Here is a 21149-nt window from a genome sequence, read left to right as displayed (position 1 = left end):
TGGAGGCGCGGACCCGCCCTAGCGGCCGTCGTACCCCGCGGTGGGCATGGAGAGCCGCCGGTGGACCCGCGCCTTCATCTGTGAGTCGTACGCGGGCTCGGCGAACCCCGCCGTCTCGACCCGCACCCCGCGGCGCTCGCACTCCGCGGTGAACTCGTCCGCGGAGCGCAGCGCCCGCTCCAGCACCCTGCGGCAGGGCACCACGAAAAGATCCACGAGCCCCGCCTCGACGTCGTCCCACAGCATCGCGTGGTCGGCGCGCAGCCCCCGCACGACGAGCTGCCGGGTGATCACGTACCCCTGCGCCTCGGCCCAGCGCGCGCACATCGCGTGCTGGCTGCGCGAGTCGACCAGGAAGGGGTCGGCGTCGAGCTCTTCCAGGGGCGTCAGACTGGCGATCGCCGCGGCGCGCACGACGTCTCCCCCGGCTCGTCCCACGATGTGCCTCCCGGCCTCTTTCTCGACCTCTTCCACGGCGTTCCCCTCCCTCGGCTCCCTCGGCGTAGGCCGCCGACCCTACTCCTGGCCGTAGGCTCGGAGACAGTCGCACGAAGGAGGAACCGGGTGCCCGTCGAGGTCACATGGTGGGGTCATGCCACTTGTACGGTCGAGGACTCGGGCGTCCGCGTACTGACCGACCCCCTGTTCGCCCGCCGCCTCGCGCATCTGCGGCGCCGCAGGGGCGCACTGCCGCCACCCGACGCGGCCGTCGCCGACGTCGTGCTCCTCTCCCACCTGCACGCCGACCATCTGCACGTGGCGTCGCTCGCCCGGCTCACGCCGGGCACCCGTGCGCTGGTCCCGCGCGGGGCGTCCCGTGCGGTGCCCGGTCTGGCCCGCCGGCTGCCCCATCTCCGCTTCACCGAGGTCGTGCCGGGCCAGACGGTCCCGGTCGGCGACGTCGTCGTACGCGTGGTGCCGGCGCTGCACGACGGACGGCGGCTGCCCGTGGGCCCGCACCGGTCGCCGGCGCTCGGCTACGTCGTGGAGGGCGAGGCGCGCACCTACTTCGCCGGGGACACCGGCCTCTTCGAGACGATGGCCGACGAGGTCGGCGAGGTCGACGTGGCGCTGCTTCCCGTGGGCGGGTGGGGGCCCTACCTGGGCCAGGGCCATCTGGACGCGGGCCGGGCCGCCGAGGCGCTCGCCCGGATCGCGCCGCGCAGCGCGGTGCCGGTGCACTACGGCACGTACTGGCCGATCGGCATGGACGCCGTGCGCCCCCATGAATTCCACGCGCCCGGCCACGAGTTCGTCCGCCACGCGGCCCGGCTCGCTCCCGGGGTCGCCGTCCACCGGCTCGCGCACGGGCAGAGCGTGCGACCGGAGGTGGCGCGGTGATATCCGCCGCGGCGGCACAGGTGCCGCCGGAGAGCACGCAGCAGGCGCTCGGCTATCCGTCGCTCTTCGTCCTCGTCGTGATCGGCGCGCTGGTCCCGGTGGTGCCGACGGGCGCGCTGGTCAGTTCGGCGGCGGTGGTCGCCTTCCATCAGACGGCGCCCTTCTCGCTGCTCGTCGTCTTCGGCGTCGCGGCGTTCGCCGCGTTCCTCGGCGACGTCGCCCTGTACTGGCTGGGGCGGCGCGGCATGCGGTCGAAGAACGGGTCGCGCTGGCTGGCGGCGATCCGTGACCGGGCGCCGGAGGAGCGGCTCGCGCAGGCGCAGGAGAAGCTGGCGGACCACGGCGTGATGGTCCTGGTGCTGTCCCGGCTCGTTCCCGCGGGGCGCATCCCGGTGATGCTGGCCTGTCTGATGGCGAAGATGCCGCTGCGCCAGTTCGCCCGCGGGGACGTCCCCGCCTGTCTGGCGTGGGCGGTGACGTACCAGCTGATCGGCATACTCGGCGGGTCCCTCTTCAAGAAGCCGTGGGAGGGCGTCGCGGTGGCGGTCGCGCTGACCGTACTGATCAGCGGGGCGCCCACGGTGTGGCGCAAGGTCCGGCGCGCCGCCGCCTGACGTCCGCCGGTCTCCCGTCAGGCCAGCACCCGCGACGCGCCCACCGGCAGGTCCCACAGCTCGTCGCGGGGCCGGCCGGTCCGTTCCCAGGCGGCGCGGACCCGGGTGAGCGGTTCGAGGACGGGTTCGGCGGAGAGCAGGAAGGTGCCCCAGTGCATGGGGGCCATCCGGCGCGCGCCCAGGTCCAGCGCGGCGCGGACCGCCTCCTCCGGGTCGCAGTGGACGTCGCGGAGCCACCAGCGCGGCTCGTACGCGCCGATCGGCAGGAGCGCGAGGTCGATGCCCGGGTAGCGGGCGCCGATCCGCTCGAACCAGTGGCCGTAACCGGTGTCGCCCGCGAAGTAGACGCGCTGCCCCTGCGCGTCGGTGAGGACCCAGCCGCCCCACAGGGTGCGGCAGGTGTCGAGGAGGGTGCGCTTGGACCAGTGGTGGGCGGGCACGAAGTCGAGGCGCAGGCCGCGCAGTTCGGCCGCCTCCCACCAGTCGAGCTCGGTGACGTTGACGAAGCGGCGGCGGGTGAACCAGCGGCCGAGGCCTGCGGGCACGAAGACGGGGGTGTCCCTGGGGAGCCGGTTCAGGGTCGGCGCGTCGAGGTGGTCGTAGTGGTTGTGGCTGATGACGACGGCGTCGACGCGCGGCAGGGCATCCCAGGGGACGCCGACGGGTGTGACGCGGGCCGGGGTGCCGAGGATCTTCCGGGACCAGACGGGGTCGGTGAGGACGGTGAGGCCGCCGATGCGGACGACCCAACTGGCGTGCCCCGCCCAGGTGACGGCGACGGTACGGGCGTCGACGCTCGGCAGCGGGCCGGGTTCGACCGGCAGCCGGTGGAGGTCCGCGAGGCCCTCGGCGCGCGGCCGCAGGGCGCCTTCGCGCGCGAATCTCGCCATGGCGCGCAGGCCGGGCAGCGGGGCGGTCAGCCGGTCGGCGAACGACGTGGGCCACGGCCGGGGGGCGCCGGGCGGCCGCGGCGGGGCGAGCGGGCCGGGCGCCGGGGCGGGTGCCGTCCGGCCGCGCGGCGGCCGGGGGTGGTGGTGCTCCTGCGGCTGTACCTGCTGGGTCATCGGGGCGGCTCCATTCGCTGGGCGGCTGCGCGGAGGTCGTCGAAGGCTGCCGCGAACGTGGTCAGCGCCCGCTCGACGTGCGGCAGTTCAAGGGGGTCCGGCGCGGCGAGCGCCGCCAGGCGCTCCGCCCCGGTCGCGCCGAGGAACGGGCCCGTGGAGAGCCGTACGCGCAGGGCGTCGATGTCGTCGCCGAAGCGGTGGCCGCCCGGTGCCGGCATGCCGAGCCGTTCGGTGAGGAAGTCCTCCAGGTCCTGCGCGTCGCCGACGCCGCGCGCGGCCAGCGCGGTCCGCAGCGGGCCGAGGTCGGCGTAGAGGTGACGGCCGGCCTGCGGGGGCCGGGCGAGGGCGCCCGCGGCGAGCACCGCGCGGTGTACGGCGGCGGCCACGCGCGCGTGCAGGCGTACGGCGGCGGTGAGGCGCCCGGTGATCTCGTCCGGTTCGCCCAACGCATAGGAGGCAGCGGCGGCGGCCGGTGCGGCGAGGGTTGCGCCGAGCGCGGTCAGGACGTCCAGGGTGCGGGCGCGCAGATCGGCGCCGGCGCCGGTGGCGGGGAAGCGGGCCACGGCGGCGGGCAGCGCGGGCGGAAGCAGGGAGCCGGCGAGGTCGCACAGGACGGTCACATGCTCGTGGTCCATCTCGGCCGGGCCGATGAGGACGGTGTCGTGGGGGTGGTGCAGGGTGTCGCGCCAGGTCTCGTCGCCGACGACGTGCAGCCCCTCGCCGGCGGCCGCCTCCACGGTCTCGTGCAGCACTTCGGGGGGCGGCACGGTGGCGGTGGGGTCGTCGGCCACCGAGAGCACGAGGAGCCTGGGGCTGCCGCCCTCGTCGCGAACCCGGCGGACGGTCTCCAGGAGGGCGTACGGGTCGGGGACGCCGCCGCACTCGGCGGGCGTCGGCACGTGGTAGACCCCGCTGCCGAGCAGCCGTGCCTGGGGCGCCCACCAGGCGGGGCAGGGGCGGGGCAGCAGGACGTCGCCACCGAGGGCCGCGGTGAGGGCGAGCAGCAGGGGCGGGGCGCCGGGGGCTGCCACGATCCGGTCCCGTTCGACGGGCAGGCCGCGCCGGGCCCAGTAGCCGCTCGCGGCGTCGAGGAGGGCGGGGCCGCCGCCCGGGGGCTCGCACGGGGAGCGGCCCGCCGCCGCGGCGGCGACGGCCGCGACCTCGGGCAGGACCGGCAGGCCCGGCTCGGGCGGGGGCGGCCCGTACCGGACGGGGCCGTGGCCCTCCGTCTCCGTCCGCCTCATCCGTACCTCCGTGCACTCGCGTGACTCTGTCCAGCTCATGCCCCGTCTGCGCGTCCGTACCCAGGAGGCGACCAGGAGGCGCCCAGGAGGCCAGGAGTTCGCCGCACGCCCCCCATCACAACGCGGTCCCACCCCTCGCGCCCGCCCTGGCCTCCGGCCGGGTGAGCCCTCCGCTCTCCCCGCGGCGGGCGGCAGGGGGCGCGCGGAAGGCCCGGACCGGTCGGCGGTGACCGGTCCGGGCCTGGGGGTCCGGGCGTGTGAGCGGGGGGGTCAGCGGGCCAGCGAGACCAGCTCGCGCTCCAGGCCGCGGCCCTTCGTCTCGACGAGCGCGGCCGCGACGTCGGCCAGCTTGCGGTTGGTCGACTGGGAGATGCGGCGCAGCACGCCGAAGGCGATCTCCGCGTCGCATCCGAGGACGTGCATGACGATGCCGGAGGCCTGGTCGACGACGGGCCGGGTCCGCAGGGCCGTGCCGAGCTGGTCCAGCTCGGCCAGTGCGGCGCGGTAGTGCCGGTCGCGCACGAAACTCGACGTGGCGAGGTCGCCGAGCGCCTGGGCGGGACAGTGTCCGGCCTCGTCGAACGCGCCGGGACGGAAGCTGAAGAGGGTCAGGGTGACCGTGAGACCGCCGCGCTGGAAGGGGAGCGTGAGGCAGGAGCGCACGCCGGAGTCGAGGGCCAGCGCGCGGTACGCGGGCCATCGCTCGTCCCGCAGCAGGTCCTCGGAGTCGACCGGAGTCCCCCTCTCCTCCGCGGCCAGGATGGGTCCGTCGCCGGACCGCAGCTGGACCGAGACGAGCCCGGCGAGGTCGGGGTGGGTGACCGCGGCGGGGTGTTCGTCGCCGCGGCCGAAGACCGTGGCGCTCGCGCCGCAGCAGGCGGGCGTGCACCGCACGGCCCGTTCCGCGAGTTCGGATAGCCTACGGCCGGGCAGGGACGATTCCGGACGGAGCAGGTCAGGGTCCGGCAAGGGCGCCATGGGGTTCCCTCCTCTCTTCTTCGGCTTCCCGGCAAGACCCCCGGAAAACTGTCGCAGCGGTTAGGTTCGACACATGTCTCAAATGGAGGAGTTCGGTGAAGAGCTCGCGGATTTTCTGCGCCGCATCGCGGAGTTGAAATCAGCCCGTTCCGTCCCGCCCGGTGACCTGGGCACCGTGCTCGACGCGGCACTCTTCGAACTCGACCACGTCGCCGGCCAGTTGTGGCCGACGTACGAACGCCTCGCGGTCAACGGACAGTTGGACAACGCCACGGCGGACCGGGACGAACAGCGGCTGCTGCGGGCGCTGTTCCAGCGGCTGCCGCTGCCGGTCGCGCTGATCGACAGGGAGACCGTGGTGCGCCGGATGAACTTCGCGGCGACCGGGCTGACCGGCGTCCGCGCGGGGTACGCCACGGGCCGGCCGCTGACCGGGTTCCTGCTCCACGCCGACCGCGTCGCGTTCCGCTCGCAGACCGCGGCGGTCGCCCGCGGCGAGGGAGACCGCAGCCTCAACGTCCACCTCCAGCAGAGCCCCGGTACCCCCGTACGGGCGACACTGACCGCGCTGCGCCCGGGCACCGAGCCGGGCACCGCCGTCCTCGTCGTCCTGCAGCCCGACGGCGAGCGGGCCGCGCCAAGGCGGCCGAGCGCGCCAGGACCCGCCCCCGACCTCGGCGAGGCGACCCGGCACGCGGCCCAGGTCGACCTGGCGGACGCCATGACCACGGCGCTGCTCGGCACGCCCGCCGGGGACCGCGAGGCCGTGCTCCGGGAGGCGGCGGAGGTCCTGCACCAGCGGTTCGCCGACTGGGTGATCGCCGACGAGGGCGCGGCGCGGCTCAGACGCACCACCGTCCTCGGGCCGCCGGACGCGCCGGTCGCCGACATCCTGGCCCAGGACCCCGCCGGCTGCCCCCTCGTCGTGGAGGCGGCGCGCGGCGGGGCGGCCTCGCTGCAGGTGCGCCCGGAGGACCCGGACGGCTTCGGCAGGGACGCGTCCGGCGCGCACGTCCTGGTCCGCGCCGAGGTCACCTCCCTGCTGTGCGTGCCGCTGATCGCCCATGCGCACGGCCCGGTGGAAGGGGTCCTCACGCTCTTCCGCAGCGGCCCGCGGCTCGCCTTCTCGATGGCCGAGGCCCGCGCGGTCGACGTGCTGTCCCGGCACATGGCGCTCGCCATGCGCCGCGGCACCGCACCCCGCTGAGGAGCGCGGGAGGGCACCGCGGACCGCCCGACCCTCAGGCCGCATCCCGCATGACCTGGTCGCGCAGCCGGTCGCAGCAGCGGCTGATCAGCCGGGAGACGTGCATCTGGGAGATGCCCATCTCGTCGGCGATGCGGCTCTGCGTCATGTCACCGAAGAACCGCATGTAGAGGATGGTGCGCTCGCGCTCGGGCAGCTGCGCGATGCGGGGCTTGACGGCCTCGCGGTCGACGACGACGTCGAGCGCGGTGTCGGGGCCGCCCAGGGCGTCGCTCAGCGAGTATCCGTCCTCGCTGCCCGGCAGTTCGGCGTCGAGGGAGAGCGCGGTGAAACTGTCGAGCGCCTCCAGGCCGGCCTTCGCGTCCTCCTCGCTCATCTGCGCGTGGGCGGCGATCTCGGCGATGGTGGGGGCGCGCCCGGAGACCGTCTGGGAGAGGTCCTGGCGGGCGAACCGCACGCGGTTGCGCAGGTCCTGGACGCGGCGCGGCACGTGCAGGGTCCACATGTGGTCGCGGAAGTGCCGCTTGATCTCGCCGGTCACGGTCGGCACGGCGTAGCTCTCGAAGGCGGTGCCGCGGCGCGGGTCGTAGCGGTCGACGGCCTTGACGAGGCCGAGGGCCGCGACCTGGCGCAGGTCGTCGAGGGACTCGCCGCGGTTGCGGAACCGGCCGGCGAGGCGCTCGGCCATCGGCAGCCAGGCCCGGACGATCTCCTGGCGCAGGGCGTCGCGTTCCGGGCCCGGGTCCATCTCGACGAGGCGCTCGAAGGCCTCGGCGGTGTCCGGGGCGTCGTCGTGCGGGTGACGCTTCGTCCTCCCGGGTACCACGGTGCCGGTCGACCGCGTCGGGGACGCGGGGGTGGTCGTCCGCGCGGTTACTGCTGTGCTGGTGTGGGATCGCATGGTGCGTCGCAACTCCCTTGTCGGTGCCTTGGGTGGGCGGTCACCGTGGGAGTGCGTGCATGTCGAAGGGCAACGGGGCACACCCGGGGCCGAGCGGCACAGCCGCTCCCACGGACGTGCCTCCGGTCCGAAGCACTGTTCTTCCGCCTGCCCCCCGCTTCCGGCAGCAAACACACCGGGGTTTTCCGCCCGTTCCACCGGACATGCGGACGGGACCGCCGTCTGTCAGCCGACCGGAAGGTTCCGTCATGAGCGTCAAGGTCGCCGACCACACCCTGGAGAGGCTGCGCGCCTGGGGTGTCGAGCACGTCTTCGGCTGTCCGGGGGACGGCATCACAGGTCTGCTCGCCGCCTGGGACAGGGCCGGGGACCGGCCGCTTCTCGTACGGGCGCGGCATGCCGGGACGGCCGCTCTCGAGGCCGTCGGATACGCCAAGTTCGGCAGGCGGCTCGGCGTCTGCGCGGCTTCGGGGCGCGGCGCGGTCCAGCTCCTGGCCGGCCTGTACGACGCGCAACTCGACCAGGTGCCGGTCCTCGCCCTCGTCGGGCAGACCGCGCGCGGCGCGACGGCCGGCCCGCGCCGCCAGGAGATCGACCTGCCCGCGCTGTTCAGGGACGTGGCGGGGGACTTCGTCGAGACGGTGACGGTGCCGGAGCAGTTGCCGGACGTCATCGACCGGGCGGCGCGCACCGCGTACGCGCACCGCTGCCCGACCGTCGTGATCGTCCCCGGCGACGTTCAGGAGATGGACCTCTCCCCGGCCGGGCACGACGGCGCGACGGCCCCCCTGCGGCCGGAGCGCGGCGCCTGGACGACGTTGCCCTCGCCGAGCGCCCTGCGGCGGGCCGCAGACGTCCTCAACGCCGGTGAGCGGGCGGCGATCCTGGTCGGGCAGGGCGCGGCGGGCGCCCGCGCCGAGGTCGAGGAGATCGCGGAGCTGCTCGGCGCGGGCGTCGCGAAGGCGCTCATCGGCAAGGACGTGCTGAGCGACGACCTGCCGTACGTCACCGGCGCGATCGGCCCGCTCGGCACCCGGCCGAGCCACGAGCTGATGCGCGACTGCGACACGCTCCTGACCGTCGGGGCCGGCTTCTCCCGCCCGGAGTCCCTGCCGGAGTCCGGCAAGGCGCGCGGCGTGCAGATCGGCGTCGACCCGGAGATGGCCGACATGCGCCACCCGTACGAGGTGAACCTGGTCGGCGACGCGCGGGCGACGCTGCGCGAGCTGATCCCGCTGATCGACGAGGAGCGCCGCGCGGTGAGCCGCGAGTGGCGCGAGGAGATCCGCGCCAACGTCAGGCGCTGGAACGCCGTGCTGGAGCACCGGGCCGCGCTCTCGGCCGACCCGGTCAACCCGGAGTACGTGGCCCGCGCCCTGGACCCGCTGCTCCCCGACGACGCGATCGTCGCGGTCGACTCGGGTCCGGTGACGGCCTGGTACGCGCGCCACCTCACGCTCCGCGGCGACATGCGCGGCTCCCTCTCCGGGGCGCTCGCCGTGACGGGTTGCGGTGTGCCCTACGCGCTCGGGGCGAAGTTCGCGCACCCCGACCGCCCCGTGCTGGCGCTGGTGGGCGACGGCGCGATGCGGATGAACGGCATGGCGGAGCTCCTCGCCGTCGCCGGGCACCGCCACCGCTGGGACGACCCGCGCCTGGTCGTCGGCGTATGGGACGACCGGGACCTCGACCAGTGCCTGCCGGACATGCCGTACACGGAGTTCGCCCGGTCGATCGGCCTGACCGGCATACGCGTGGAGCGGCCCGAGGACGTCGAGGAAGCCTGGCGGGCCGGGCTCGACGCGTCCGGCCCCGTGGTCCTCGATTTCCGCACCGATCCCTCGGTGCCGCCGGTCCCGCCGCACGCGACGTGGGAACACCTGGAGTCCACGGCGTCCGCGATCCTGAAGGGGGACGCGGACCGGACCTCGATGGTGCGGCAGGGCCTCAAGGCGAAGCTGCAGGAATTCCTGCCGGGGGTGGGGCACGAGGACGGGGACGGCGGCGGGGACGAGGTGAACGGCGCCGGATGACGCGGGCCGCCTCAGGGCCTGCCAGCGGCCTCCACCGGGTCGGCGACGGGGGCCGCGGCCGGCGGAGCCGCCTCGGCAGGCGTCCGCTTCCCGCGGCCCGAGCTGAGCGCGGTGATCACCGCGAGGACCAGGCCGCCGCCGCTGAGCAGCGCCCCGACCCAGTTCGTGTGGTTGTACGCGAGGCCGCCGCTGATGGCCAGGCCGCCCGCCCAGGCGCCGATGGCGTTGCCGAGGTTGAAGCCCGCGATGTTGGCGGCGGATGCCAGGGTGCCCGCTCCCGGGGCCTCCTGCATCACCCGGGTCTGCAGCGGCGGCACGGTGCCGAAGACGATGGCGCCCAGCAGGAAGAGCCAGACGGCCGCGAGCGGCTTGGAGTGAGCCGTGAAGGTGAAGGTGGCGAGCACGACGGTCAGCGCGGTGAAGAGGACCAGGATCGTCGCCATCGCGTTGCGGTTGGCTGCCCTGCCGCCGAGCGAGTTGCCGACCACGAAGCCGCAGCCGAAGAGCACCAGGAGCCCCATGACGCTGCCGGCCGCGTACCCGGTGACGTCCGTCATCATCGGGGTGACGTAGCTGTACGAGGCGAACAGGCCGCTGAAGCCGAGCGTGGTCATGGCGAGGGCGAGCCAGACCTGGGGACGCCGGAAGGCCGCGAGTTCCTGGCGCAGCGAGGCCTCCGGGTCGGCGGGCCTGCTCGGCAGCAGCGCCGCCACGGTGAGGAAGCCGATCACGCCGAGCGCGGTCACCGCCCAGAAGGCGACCCGCCAGCTGGCGACCTGGCCGAGCCAGGTGCCGAGCGGGACGCCGACGACGTTGGCGATGGTCAGGCCGCTGAACATCATCGCGACGGCGCTCGCCTGCTTCGTGGGGGCGACCAGGGAGGCGGCGACGACCGACCCGATGCCGAAGAACGCGCCGTGGCACAGGGCCGAGATGATGCGGCCCGTCATGAGGAGGCCGTAGTTCGGCGCGACCGCCCCCACCGCGTTGCCGAGCATGAAGAGTCCGAGGAGTCCCAGCAGGACGTGCTTCTGGTTCACCCGCATCGTGAACGCGATGATGATGGGTGCCCCCACGGCGACGCCGAGCGCGTATCCGGAGATCAGCAGGCCGGCCGTGGGGATGGAGACGGACATGTCCGTCGCGATGTCGGGCAGCAGGCCCATGATCAGGAACTCGTTGGTCCCGATGGCGAAGGCCCCGACGGCCAGGGCCAGTAGTGCGAGCGGCATGACTTCCTCTTCAACTCTTCAATGGGTGGGAAACGGGTTCGGTTCGTGGTGGCGTGCCGGCGTCAGGTGCGTGTACGGCGGATCGTCAGCGCACCGGCCAGCGCCGCGACCGCCGTCACCGCGGCGAAGACGGTGGCGGAGGTGGTGATCCCGGTGGCGTCGCTCAGATAGCCGGTCGCGATGGGCAGTACGCCGGCGAACGCGTAACCGCCCGCGCTCAGCGCCGCGTTGGCCTCCGCGAGACGGTGCTTGGCGACGGCGGAGTTGAGCAGCGAGAACCCGCCGAACTGGCTCGTCCCCTGCCCCGCGCCGGCGAGCGCCGCGGCGGCGGCAAGCAGCGTCAGCGACCGTGCGCCGACGGCGGCGGCCACGCCCAGCATGCCGGCCGCGGTCAGCAGCCCCGCCGTGGCCAGGACCCGGCGCGCCGGCAGCGACCTGACCGCGAACTGCACACAGGTCGAGGTCCCGAACATCAGGAATCCGATCCCGCCGGTCACCACACGGTTGCCGGTGTGCAGCAGGGTGCCGAGCAGGGCGGGGCCGAGGGCCAGGAGCAGCGAGGTGCCCGTCATCCCCGGCATGTACACCATGAGGCTCGTCGTGAGGCTGCGCCGGTTCTCCCGGGGCACCGACGGCACGCGCACCCAGCCCCGCCGCCCGGACGGCCCCTCGGCCGGGGGAAGCACGGTGAGGACGACGGCGAACGCCGAAAGGATCAGCACGATCTCGACGGCGAAGACGGTGACGGTGGGGGCCGTCCAGTACTCCGATACGGTCCCGCCGAGGAGTGGTCCGACGGCGAGCCCGAGCCCGATGGCGGCGGAGCCCGCCAGGGCCGCCGTGCCCCGGCGGCCGGGCCCCGCCACGTCCACGACCGCCGCGGTGCCCGCCGATACGGCCGCTCCCACGGCCAGGCCGGTCAGGACGCGCGCGACGAGGAGGCCGGCGACGTGCTCCGCCGTCATGAACAGCAGACAGGCGGCGAGCGCCGCGGCCAGGGCGGGCACCAGGACCGTGCGGCGTCCGAACCGGTCGGCGAGGACGCCGGCGAACGGCAGGGCGACGAGCAGTCCGGCGATGTAGGCGGCGAAGACGACCGTCGTCATGCCGGTGGAGAAGCCGATGCGTTCCTGCCACAGGCCGAGCAGCGGGGTGGGGATGTTGGACAGCATGAACACGACGGTGATCGGCCACGCCGCCGCCCACACGGCCCACGCCGGCCTCCGGTTCTGTTCCCCGGCCCCTCCCGGCGCCTCTTCCCCTGCCTGGTCCGGTGTCCGTTCCGTCGTGAGGCCGACCCGGCCCGCCGCGCCGCTCACAGCGCGCGCAGGAGCGGCAGCAGCTCCTCGGCCGTGCGGTGGACGGCGGACCGGTACTTCGGCTCCGTCAGCTCGTCGGTGGGCAGCCGGAGGATGAGGTGGCGGGCCCCGTTCTCGACGTATCGCGCCAGCTGGTCGGCGACCTCGTCGCGGGTGCCGCCGAAGATGCCCTGGGTGGTGCGCATGGTGGCCAGCGGGAGGTTGTAGTACGCGCCGAAGTACGACGACAGGGTCTGCTCCGCCCGCCGCTTCGTGTCGTCCACCGCGACGGAGAGGTAGACGGCGCCGGTGACGGCGTCGCCGCTCCGCCCGGTCTCGTCGCGCGCCGCCGCCACCTGCCGCCAGCCCTCGCCGTACTTCTCGGGGGTGGTGGACGTGGGCATCCAGCCGTCGAGTTCGCGGCCGGCGCGCCGCAGCATCTTCGGTCCTGAGTGGGCGATCCACAGCGGCGGTCCGCCGTGGTGCTCCGTCACGGGGAGCACGGTGGCGTCCCGGAGCCGGTAATGCTCGCCCTCGTAGCGGACCGGTTCACCGCGGGCCGCCCAGACGGCGCGGCAGATCTCGATGGTCTCCCGCATGCGTCCGAAGCGGGTGGCGAAGTCCAGTCCGTAGTTGGCGAACTCGGCTTCGGTGGCGGGTGAGTTGAAGCCGGAGCCGATGCCGGCGACGAGGCGGCCGCCGGACATCCGGTCCAGGCAGGCGAGTTCGTGCGCCAGGTGGACGGGGGGCCGCAGCGGCATCAGGACGGCCGTACCGAGCTGGACGCGCTCGGTGGCGGTGGCGGCCGCGGTGAGGGCGAGCAGCGGGTTGAGCCGGGAGCGGGCGAGCGGTGATTCGCCGGCCCACACGGAGTCGAAGCCGCACTCTTCCGCCAGCGCCGCGATCGAGGCGATGTTCCCGGGGTAGGGGCCCTCGTCCACCACGGACTCGCGTCCGGGCAGCACGATGCCCACCTTCAGGCCGCTCACCGGCTCCACTCCGGGCCCGGCACGATGCCCTCGATCTCGACGAGGAGGTCGTCGCGGCAGACGTCGACGTTGAGGTATCTCACCTCAGTGCCAGCACCAAACGCTTCCTCACACGTCGCGCGTACCGCCGGAATGTCGCTGTCATGTCGTACGTACACCTTGATGCGTCGCAGTTCTTTCAACTCGTGCCCCGCGTCGATGCCTTGGGCGGCGAGGTTCTCGCGGGAGATGAGGTGGGCGATGTTGTCGAGGGTCACTCGCGTCTGCCGCTCGACGTCGCCCTTGTGCACCGTCTCGTGGCCGAGGATGGCGGCGGTGCCGGAGACGTAGAGGGTCTCGCCGAGCCAGGTGGCGCGGGCGAAACTGGGCGGCTTTGGCCCGTACTGGTGCGGATAGTGGTAGGCGGGCGTCTGTTTCGGGTTCTCCACGTGCCGGGGCACCTCGTGCCGGGAGGCGAGGAGGAAGAAGGCGATGCCGCGGCCCCGGGTGCCGATGCCGGTCGCGGCGGGCAGGTGCGCCGTGCCGCTCCCCAGGTGGGCCTCGAAGGCCTGGGCGCGTCCCCGGACGAAGTCCTGGTAGACCTCCATGCCTTCGGAGTTGGTCCCGATGATGTCGCCGACGAAGTTCCACATGCGGAAGAGGTGGGGGCAGCCCACCTCGTCGGCCAGGGCGAACGCCTTGCCGTACAGGGCCCGGACCGCCGGGGTGTAGACGTCCTGTTCGGGCAGGAGTCCGGCGATGAACAGGTGCGAGCCGTCGTACGCGTGGGCGAGGTCGCCCTCGATCGCCCACCGCGGCCGCCCCGCCACGGTCCACACCTCGCGGAACGCGTCCTCCTGTCCGGCGGCCATGGGGAGGGTGAGGTCGGGGTGGCCGTGCTCGGTCAGGGTGAGCGCGGCGGTGTCGGCGAAGGTCACGGTGGCCAGGATGTGCCGCCCCTCCCCCGCCTCCGGTATCCGCCCGACGGGGGTGATGTCGGCGCGCAGGGAGGGCGTGGCGGGGGCCTCGGTCCGGGGTCCGCGGATGAGGGCCAGGGCCTCGTCGCGGACCCTGGCCATGGTCGTCTCGTCCCGCGCCTCCACGTTCAGCCGGAGCAGGGGTTCGGTGTTGGAGGCGCGGACGTTGAACCACCAGTCGGCCGCGGTGACCGTGAGGCCGTCCAACTCGTCCAGCGTTACGCCTGGTTGGTCCTGGTACGCCGTCCTGATCGCGGCCAGTCGCGCGGCCTGGTCCGCCACCGTGGAGTTGATCTCGCCGGAGCCCGCGTAGCGGTCGTACTGCGCCACCAGCTCGGACAGCGGGCCCGGCTGCTCCCCGAGCGCCGCCAGCACGTGCAGCGCGGCCAGCATGCCCGTGTCGGCGTTCCAGAAGTCCTTGAAGTAGTAGTGCGCGGAGTGCTCGCCGCCGAAGATGGCTCCGGTGCGGGCCATCTCCGCCTTGATGAACGAGTGGCCCACGCGGGTACGGAGCGGTGTGCCGCCGTTCTCCCGCACGACCTCCGGCACCGACCACGAGGTGATCAGATTGTGGATTACCGCGCCCTTGCCGCCGTGCCGGGCCAGCTCCCGCGAGGCGACCAGCGCGGTGATGGCCGACGGCGGGACGGGGGCGCCGTTCTCGTCCACCACGAAACAGCGGTCCGCGTCCCCGTCGAAGGCGAGGCCCAGGTCGGCGCCCTCCTCGCGCACCCGGCGCTGGAGGTCCACGATGTTGGCCGGGTCGAGCGGATTGGCCTCGTGGTGGGGGAACGTGCCGTCCAGCTCGAAGTAGAGGGGGACGACGTCGAGGGGCAGCCCGTCGAGGACGGTGGGCACCGTATGGCCGCCCATGCCGTTGCCGGCGTCCACGACCACCTTCAGGCGGCGGATCGTCGTCAGATCCACCAGACTCCGCAGGTGGGCCGCGTAATCGGTCAGCGTGTCGCGCCGGGTGAGCGTGCCGGGGACCGCCGCGCTCCTGGGCGCCCCGGACTTCTGCCAGCCCTCCACCAGCGCCCGGATCTCCGCGAGACCCGTGTCCTGCCCCACCGGCGCCGCACCCGCCCGGCACATCTTGATGCCGTTGTACCGCGCGGGGTTGTGCGAGGCCGTGAACATCGCCCCCGGCAGGTCGAGCGCGCCCGAGGCGTAGTAGAGCTGGTCCGTCGAGCACAGCCCGATCTCCGTCACGTCCACCCCGGACGCGGCCGCGCCGCGCGCGAACGCCCGCGACAGGCCGGGCGACGAGGGCCGCATGTCGTGCCCCACCACCATGGCGCTGGCCGCCGTCACCCGTGCGAAGGCCGCCCCGAACAACTCCGCGAGCGACTCGTCCCACTGGTCCGGCACCACCCCGCGAACGTCGTAGGCCTTCACGATGTGCGAAAGATCAGACACCTGTGCTCCAGTCATGCATGTCACGTGCCGCGGCGGGCAGTCGGAGAGTGTGAGTCGGCGGAATCGGAGTCACACGCGGAAGAGGTCCGACGTCTGCCGGTAGACGTCGAGTTGAGGGTCCTGACCGGGAGTGGAGAACAGCCGGCTGTAGGCGTACGCGGCCGACACCAGGGTCATGTGGTGGTGCCAGCCGGGGAAGGAACGGCCCTCGAAGTCGAGTAGCCCGTAGTCCGCTTCGAGCGAGCGCAGCGTCGAGACCGTGCCGCCGTGCATCCGCGCGAGGGCCGTCAGGCACTCGATGCCCCGGTCCACCATGCCGGTGACCCACACGCGCAGCGGCCCCTCCCCCTCCGCGGGACGCTCCGCGAAGGCCCGGTAGAGGTGCCGGCTGCCGGGCAGCCGCATCAGTCCGGACACGACGCGGACCTGCTGCTGGCGGCGGCCCGGCGTGGTGAAGGTGACCGCGTGCGGGTGGCGGGTGCCGTGACGCTGCAGGAAGCGCCGGACGTCGAGGGCGCCCTGCGCGTCGCCGGTGTCGCGGCGTGCTCCCGAGGGACGCGCGGCGGGCAGGACCGGCAGGTCCAGGGGTACGGAGACGACGAAGTCGTGGCCGAGCCGGGAGAGTTGGTCGAGCAGGCAGATGCCGTCCGGGTAGTCGCTCACATCGGTGACGACCGGCACCGGGGGGAACGACGTATGGGCGGCGAGGTTCTCCACCAGGCCGAGGGCGTGGGCCCACAGCGGCAGGTTCCTGGCCGACTCGGGAACGCGTGCGCGCTCGCACAGCCGGGTGTCGTCGCCCCACTGCTCGGGGAGCAGGAGGCGCCAGTCGACGGGCAGGTCCCCGTTCTCCGAGGAGAGGAAGGCGCCTATGCCGAGCTGGCAGTTGACGGTACGGCCGACCGACGGGACGAACCGCCGGTGCACTCCGCAGGAGTGGTCGCCCCGCTTGGGCAGGACGGCCGTCTCGATGACCCACGCGCGCGCCCAGCCGTGCCGCTCGGCCACGCGCATCAGCTGTCTGCGGGTCGGCTCCCAGTCCCACGGGCTCGCGTTGACGAACTGCTGCAGCGACTGGGAGGCCGTGGGCGAGCTGGACACCGACGCCGCGAGGCGGCGCACCGACTTCTTGCCCGGCGTGGCCAGGAGTCCTTGGAGGTAGGCGCGGGCCCATCGACGCTGGTCCGCACGCGGCAGTTGCGCGAAGAGCTCCTCCGCGAAGGAGCTGAGTGTGCCGTCCAGACCTGCGCGGTGTTCCTTCATGATGCCTCCCCTTGGCATTGCAGACCGTCCTGCGGCAAAAATAATAGTAGACGTTCTTTTTTTTCTGGACGGTGAACGGAGCCCGGCGGAGACTTTGCCAAGTCCGTACGGGATTCATGCACCTGCCCGATCGCGGCCCGGCGGGTGGCGCGATCGCGTCAACGACAGGGGCGGGCGACGCGCGGAGCCGCACCCCCGGACGGCCTCCCGAGGGGGCCGCGTTGTGCCGTACATCACCACGGCTGAATACTGGGCGGCACGGAGCCGAACGAGCCGCATGAGCCGCGCCGTCCGCGCGCAACTGCCCTGCGGGCGCTGCCGATGCGGCGGAACGCTATGGCACGCCGGCCCGTTTCCCGTACATCTTCCACGCCCAACAGCCGCTCAGGACTGCACGGGTGTGCGCATCCTGGAGGCAGACCATGACGAAACAGGCACGATCGGCGCGTACGCGGGAGACCCTGGTCAGGGCGGCGGCGTCCGTCTTCGTCGGCGCCGGTTACGAGGGCACGTCCCTCGCCCGGATCAGCGAGGCGGCCGACATGTCCATGGGCGCCCTGACCTTCCACTTCTCCTCGAAGAAGGCGCTGGCCGAGGAGGTGCAGGTGCAGGGCGCGGAGATCACGCGCAGGGTCGTGGAGCAGGTGGCGGCCGAGCGGAAGGCGTCCCAGCTGGAGGTCGTGGCCTCCGTGACCCTCGCGCTTGCGACCCTGCTCAGCCGGGACCCCCTCGTGCGCGCCGCCGCCCGGCTCGCCCGTGAACGGCCGGACTCCGGTTGCGACTGGTCGGACTGCTGGCTCCCCACGGTCGAGCGGGCGATCGCGCTGGTGGGCGAGGGCGAGTGTCCCCGGCGCCGGGACCGCGCCACGGTCCTGGCGCTCGCCCAACTCCTCGTCGCCGGCGCGGAGGCGCACATCCGCGGGGCCACGCCCGCGGAGGGCGGAGCGGACCTCGCGGGTGAATTCGCCCGGATCTGGGAGGCGATGTTTCGCGGCATCGCCACCCGCCCGCCGGTCCGGCTGGAACCAGGCGCGGGCGGCAGAGGGGTGCTCATCGGCTGACTCCCCGACCCCGCGCGCGGGCCCCCGGCCGTCCCGGTCCACGGACGCCGACATCCGAGAGTGTGATCTCTGGACCCTCGGATGTGCCGAAGTCGTCGCTCCGGACGGAGAACCGCTTGGGGGCCGCACGCGGCAGCTCGTAGCTTTTTCGCATGCCTGATACATCTGTTGTCATCTCCAAGGCTGTTATCCCCGTCGCGGGTCTTGGCACCCGATTCCTTCCCGCGACAAAGGCCACCCCCAAGGAAATGCTTCCCGTGGTGGACAAGCCCGCGATCCAATACGTGGTCGAGGAAGCCGTGTCCGCGGGAATCTCCGACATCCTCATGGTGACCGGACGCAACAAGCGCCCTCTCGAGGACCATTTCGACCGCAACTACGAACTCGAAGAAGTGCTGCGGCGCAAGGGCGACAGGGACCGGCTCTCCCAGGTGTCGGCCTCCACCGGACTCGCCGACATCCACTACGTGCGCCAGGGCGATCCGCGCGGGCTCGGTCACGCCGTCCTGTGCGCGGCTCCGCACGTCGGCGCGGAGCCCTTCGCGGTCCTCCTCGGCGACGATCTGATCGACGAGCGGGACCCGCTCCTCGCCCGTATGGCGGAAGTCCACGCGGAGCACGGCGGCAGCGTGGTGGCGCTGATGGAGGTGGACCCGGACCAGATCCACCTGTACGGATGTGCGGCCGTCCAGGCCGGCGCCGAGGGCGACACGGTGCGGATCACGGACCTGGTGGAGAAGCCGGAGCCCGGCAGTGCCCCCAGCAACTACGCCGTCATCGGCCGGTATGTCCTGGCCCCGGAGATCTTCGACGTGCTGCGGCGCACCGAGCCGGGGCGCGGCGGCGAGATCCAGCTCACGGACGCGCTGCGGGAGTTGGCCGTCTCGGAGCAGGGCGGGCCGGTGCACGGCGTGGTCTTCTCCGGGCGCCGGTACGACACCGGGGACCGCGCCGACTTCCTGCGCGCCACCGTGCGGCTGGCGTGCGAACGCGAGGACCTCGGGCCCGGATTCCTGGAGTGGCTGCGGACGTTCGTGGCCGACGAGGCGACGGCCCCGACGGCGCCGGCGGCGAAGACGCCGACCGCGACGACCCCGGCTCCGAAGACCCTGACCCCGACCGGCTGACTTGGCCGGCCCCCTGACCGGCCGACCGGTGAGGACGCCCGGCGGACCTGCCGGGGATGTGGCGACGGTCACGCGGCCGGGCACGGCGACCTGGTCGACTTGCCAATAACGTCCGGGGATTCCCGCTCGGCCATTGCTCCCGGGCAGCCATTGCGTAATGTCGTTGCCCGTGCCAGGTATGTTTCCCGCGCACCAGCGGATACGACCTCACATCGCCGTGGTTTTCGGGGGCCGCAGAATCCCCCACCGTGCAGCAGATGCCCATTGAAGCCCTCCCGCCGGCGCATTACGCCGGCTTGGAGCGCGGCATTGTTCGGCCCGGCCCCGGTTCCGTGCGCAAGGAAGCGCACGCGACCGCCCCGGCCGATCCTGCCCATTGACGAGCCTGAGGATGAAAAAGAAATGCGGACCGTTGCAGTTGTTCTCGGCACCCGGCCGGAGGCCATCAAGTTCGCGCCGGTGATCCGGGCGCTTCAGGACGACCCACGCTTCCACCCCATCGTCATCTCGACCGGCCAGCACCGGCAGATGCTCGACGAGACCCTCGACGCCTTCGACCTCCGCCCCGACATCGACCTGGAGATCATGGCGCCGAAGCAGACGCTCTCCCAGGTCACCTCCCGGTCCTTGCACGGCCTCGGCGAGGTGTTCAAGGACCTGTCGGCGCAGGCCGTCCTCGTCCACGGCGATACGGCGACCACCCTGGCCGCCGCGCTCTCCGGCTTCCACCACCAGATCCCGGTCGTCCACGTCGAGGCGGGACTGCGCAGCGGGCACCTGCGGTCGCCGTTCCCCGAGGAGGGCAACCGCAGGCTCGTGGCGCAGATCGCGGCGCTGCACCTCGCCCCCACCCCCGGCAACCGCACCAACCTGCTGCGGGAGGGGATCGCCGACGACGACATCGTGGTGACGGGCAACACCGTCATCGACGCCCTCCAGTGGGCGAGCGGGAAGTCCTCCTCCTACGGCGATCCCGCCCTCGACGACCTCGACACGGACACCCGCCGCATCGTCGTCGCCTCCGCGCACCGGCGCGAGGCCTGGCCGCATCTGCCCGAGATCGCGGACGCCTTCGTCGACGTGGCGGAGGAGCCCGACGTCCGCGTCGTCGTGCCGCTGCACCGCAACCCCGCGGTGCGCAATGCCCTGCTCCCGAAGATCGGCGACCACCCGAACATCACCGTGGTCGACCCGCTGCCCTACCTGAGCTTCAGCAAGCTCATGCGGCGCGCGGACATCGTCCTGTCGGACAGCAGCGGCGCGCAGGAGGAAGGTCCGGCGCTCGGCAAGCCGACGCTGGTCCTGGGGAACGTGACGGAGCGTTCCGAGGCCGTGGTGGCCGGTACCGCGCGGCTGGCCGGCACCGACCGGGACGGCATCGTCGCGGCCACGACCGACCTGCTGCGCAGCCCCGAGACGTACCGCCGCATGGCCACCGCCACCAACCCCTACGGCGACGGGCGCGCGACGGAGCGCACGGTCCAGGCCATCGCCCACTACTTCGGTGACGGTCCCGCGGCCGAGTCCTTCGCCCCGGCCGTTCCCATCGACGACCTGTCGGTGGAGCTGGCCCGCACCGCCACCCCCACCGCCGCACCCGCCTGAGCGGTGCGTCCCGCAGCATCCACACCGACCGGCAAGGGAAGCAGACCGTGAACGACCCAGCCCTCCTCGTCCGCACCGCGGCCGATGACCGCAACGCCGAGATCCCGCTCGCCTTCACGGGCGGGCACGTCGCGGCCACGCTGGTGCGCGACGCCGAGAACTTCGTCGTGCGCGGCACCGCGATCGTCGTCAACCTGGGCGTCGAGCCGGTCCCCGTCGCCGAGGAGCCCCGCAAGGGCATCCCGCCGCTGTCGTCCACCATCCTGCGCGACACCACCGTCGAACGGGCCGACGCCCTCGTCCTGTTGCGCACGGACGACGACGTGCCGGTGGCGCCGATCGTCGACGAGCCGGGGTGGCGGCTCCTCGGCGACCTGCTCGCCGAGGGCGGCGAGCAGAGCTCCTTCCCGCGCGAGACCCCCCTGTGGCGCAGCCCGCAGGACGACGCCGGAACGATCCGCTTCGACCCCGCGTACGTCCTCGGGCAGAGCCGACTGCCGGAACACGAGCGGGAGTTCCAGATCAAGGTGAACCTCTGGTTCGCGCCGGCGGGCACCGACTGCGCCATTCACGACCGGCACGACTTCATCGAGGTCCACACGCAGGTCCACGGCCTGGGCAGCATGCAGAAGTTCCGCGCCCAGGACCACGGGACGCTCTACGAGGACCTGCGGATGAGCCCCGGTTACACCACGCCCGACCCCTTCTGCGTCCAGGAGCCGGACGGTTCGTTCCGCTACCCCTGGCACCAGTACCGCGCCGACACCGACTGCGTCTGGCTCGCCGTCGAGTACCACGCCATCACCCGCTGAGAAGT

General features: G+C 73.2%; 17 protein-coding genes and 2 pseudogenes. 8 read left to right on the top strand and 11 right to left on the bottom strand.

Annotated elements, in window-relative coordinates; all coding sequences use genetic code 11:
• Positions 1-18 precede the first annotated feature (18 nt).
• Positions 19-438 (bottom strand): hypothetical protein, encoded by a 420-nt coding sequence (locus ACZ7DY_RS00890; protein ID WP_471128265.1) that lies wholly within the window; start codon positions 436-438, stop codon positions 19-21.
• 126 nt (positions 439-564) lie between these two features.
• On the opposite strand from ACZ7DY_RS00890, the gene ACZ7DY_RS00885 reads away from it, so the two are divergent.
• Both ACZ7DY_RS00885 and ACZ7DY_RS00880 read left to right on the top strand, forming a co-directional pair.
• Positions 565-1341, top strand: coding sequence for an MBL fold metallo-hydrolase (locus ACZ7DY_RS00885; RefSeq protein ID WP_471128263.1), 777 nt, complete (start codon positions 565-567; stop codon positions 1339-1341).
• Positions 1338-1955 (top strand): DedA family protein, encoded by a 618-nt coding sequence (locus ACZ7DY_RS00880; protein WP_471128261.1) that lies wholly within the window; start codon positions 1338-1340, stop codon positions 1953-1955. The genes ACZ7DY_RS00885 and ACZ7DY_RS00880 overlap by 4 nt, the downstream gene beginning before the upstream one ends.
• A gap of 17 nt (positions 1956-1972) precedes the next feature.
• Here ACZ7DY_RS00880 and ACZ7DY_RS00875 read toward each other — a convergent pair whose 3' ends face one another.
• The 3 genes from ACZ7DY_RS00875 to ACZ7DY_RS00865 form a co-directional block, all read right to left on the bottom strand.
• Entirely contained in the window at positions 1973-3019 is a 1047-nt protein-coding gene (locus ACZ7DY_RS00875; RefSeq protein WP_471128258.1) for an MBL fold metallo-hydrolase, read from the bottom strand.
• Positions 3016-4263: an aminotransferase class I/II-fold pyridoxal phosphate-dependent enzyme gene (locus tag ACZ7DY_RS00870; protein WP_471128256.1), complete on the bottom strand. Its 1248-nt coding sequence runs from the start codon at positions 4261-4263 to the stop codon at positions 3016-3018. The genes ACZ7DY_RS00875 and ACZ7DY_RS00870 overlap by 4 nt, the downstream gene beginning before the upstream one ends.
• 270 nt (positions 4264-4533) lie before the next feature.
• On the bottom strand, positions 4534-5157 hold the full coding sequence (locus tag ACZ7DY_RS00865) for an ANTAR domain-containing response regulator (protein ID WP_471128254.1): 624 nt from the start codon (positions 5155-5157) through the stop codon (positions 4534-4536).
• A 157-nt stretch (positions 5158-5314) separates the two neighbouring features.
• Between ACZ7DY_RS00865 and ACZ7DY_RS00860 the strand changes: the two genes are divergently transcribed.
• A complete protein-coding gene (locus ACZ7DY_RS00860) occupies positions 5315-6448 on the top strand; it encodes a PAS domain-containing protein (protein ID WP_471128252.1) in 1134 nt (377 codons plus the stop codon).
• A 34-nt stretch (positions 6449-6482) separates the two neighbouring features.
• Here ACZ7DY_RS00860 and ACZ7DY_RS00855 read toward each other — a convergent pair whose 3' ends face one another.
• Positions 6483-7349, bottom strand: coding sequence for an RNA polymerase sigma factor SigF (locus ACZ7DY_RS00855; protein ID WP_471128249.1), 867 nt, complete (start codon positions 7347-7349; stop codon positions 6483-6485).
• 248 nt (positions 7350-7597) lie between these two features.
• On the opposite strand from ACZ7DY_RS00855, the gene ACZ7DY_RS00850 reads away from it, so the two are divergent.
• Positions 7598-9382, top strand: a complete 1785-nt coding sequence (locus ACZ7DY_RS00850) for a thiamine pyrophosphate-requiring protein (RefSeq protein WP_471128246.1) — start codon at positions 7598-7600, stop codon at positions 9380-9382.
• Between the two features lie 11 nt (positions 9383-9393).
• On the opposite strand, the gene ACZ7DY_RS00845 is transcribed toward ACZ7DY_RS00850, so the two are convergent.
• From ACZ7DY_RS00845 to ACZ7DY_RS00820, 6 genes and pseudogenes are all read right to left on the bottom strand, one after another.
• The gene (locus ACZ7DY_RS00845) at positions 9394-10614 is read right to left on the bottom strand and encodes an MFS transporter (protein WP_471128244.1); all 1221 of its coding nucleotides are present in this window, start codon (positions 10612-10614) and stop codon (positions 9394-9396) included.
• A gap of 62 nt (positions 10615-10676) precedes the next feature.
• Positions 10677-11786 (bottom strand): MFS transporter, encoded by a 1110-nt coding sequence (locus tag ACZ7DY_RS00840; protein ID WP_471128242.1) that lies wholly within the window; start codon positions 11784-11786, stop codon positions 10677-10679.
• A gap of 143 nt (positions 11787-11929) precedes the next feature.
• Positions 11930-12901 (bottom strand): LLM class flavin-dependent oxidoreductase, encoded by a 972-nt coding sequence (locus tag ACZ7DY_RS00835; protein ID WP_471128239.1) that lies wholly within the window; start codon positions 12899-12901, stop codon positions 11930-11932.
• Positions 12898-13827 (bottom strand): FkbO/Hyg5 family chorismatase, encoded by a 930-nt coding sequence (locus tag ACZ7DY_RS00830; protein ID WP_471130149.1) that lies wholly within the window; start codon positions 13825-13827, stop codon positions 12898-12900. The genes ACZ7DY_RS00835 and ACZ7DY_RS00830 overlap by 4 nt, the downstream gene beginning before the upstream one ends.
• 90 nt (positions 13828-13917) lie before the next feature.
• Positions 13918-15291 (bottom strand): annotated as a pseudogene (locus ACZ7DY_RS00825) (phosphomannomutase/phosphoglucomutase); the annotation flags it as partial.
• Positions 15292-15345: 54 nt separating this feature from the next.
• Positions 15346-16539 (bottom strand): IS701 family transposase, encoded by a 1194-nt coding sequence (locus ACZ7DY_RS00820; RefSeq protein WP_471128237.1) that lies wholly within the window; start codon positions 16537-16539, stop codon positions 15346-15348.
• Between the two features lie 422 nt (positions 16540-16961).
• On the opposite strand from ACZ7DY_RS00820, the gene ACZ7DY_RS00815 reads away from it, so the two are divergent.
• The 4 genes and pseudogenes from ACZ7DY_RS00815 (at position 16962) to ACZ7DY_RS00800 (ending at position 21144) form a co-directional block, all read left to right on the top strand.
• Positions 16962-17600, top strand: coding sequence for a TetR family transcriptional regulator (locus tag ACZ7DY_RS00815; protein ID WP_471128235.1), 639 nt, complete (start codon positions 16962-16964; stop codon positions 17598-17600).
• A 152-nt stretch (positions 17601-17752) separates the two neighbouring features.
• A pseudogene (galU, locus tag ACZ7DY_RS00810) lies at positions 17753-18646 on the top strand (UTP--glucose-1-phosphate uridylyltransferase GalU); the annotation flags it as partial.
• Between the two features lie 483 nt (positions 18647-19129).
• Positions 19130-20332, top strand: coding sequence for a non-hydrolyzing UDP-N-acetylglucosamine 2-epimerase (gene wecB / locus ACZ7DY_RS00805; protein WP_471128232.1), 1203 nt, complete (start codon positions 19130-19132; stop codon positions 20330-20332).
• Positions 20333-20379: 47 nt separating this feature from the next.
• Positions 20380-21144, top strand: coding sequence for a hypothetical protein (locus ACZ7DY_RS00800; RefSeq protein ID WP_471128229.1), 765 nt, complete (start codon positions 20380-20382; stop codon positions 21142-21144).
• Positions 21145-21149: the final 5 nt, after the last annotated feature.

The organism is Streptomyces sp. NPDC037013 (genome assembly GCF_055607265.1).
The sequence above is the reverse complement of the archived record's forward strand: the minus strand, read 5'-3'. Positions and strand labels throughout refer to the sequence as shown.